This window comes from Nocardioides antri, from assembly GCF_008373765.1.
GTDB classification, from domain to species: Bacteria; Actinomycetota; Actinomycetes; order Propionibacteriales; family Nocardioidaceae; genus Nocardioides; species Nocardioides antri.
On sequence record NZ_VUJW01000121.1, the window covers coordinates 1 to 254 of the forward strand.

The following is a 254-nucleotide window of genomic DNA, read 5'->3' on the forward strand; positions in this document are numbered from 1 at the left end:
CACAGAGCCTGAACAAGTTTCTTGTATGCGGCTTCATCACAGTTCTCAGCCAAAACACATAGTACTGCTTGCCTCTTGTCAAGAGCTTTAGCGGCTTCGTGAAGACCGTGCACAAGACCACCATGGATTAAAGCTGTCTTTAGCACCTCTTGCAGTGCTACATTCACGTCCATGTTGTTACCCGACAAGATGGGGTTGGTGGGGACCTCGACTTCAACATCAGCCATGGTTGTTGACTATTTGACTGTCTTGCG

Annotated in this window: 1 protein-coding gene; it reads right to left on the minus strand. The window is 48.4% G+C overall.

All coding sequences use genetic code 11. The features are described from left to right. Positions 1 to 227, minus strand: a 227-nt coding sequence (locus tag F0U47_RS22775) for a ribosomal L7Ae/L30e/S12e/Gadd45 family protein (protein ID WP_149752348.1), incomplete at its 3' end; no start/stop codon positions are given. Positions 228 to 254: the final 27 nt, after the last annotated feature.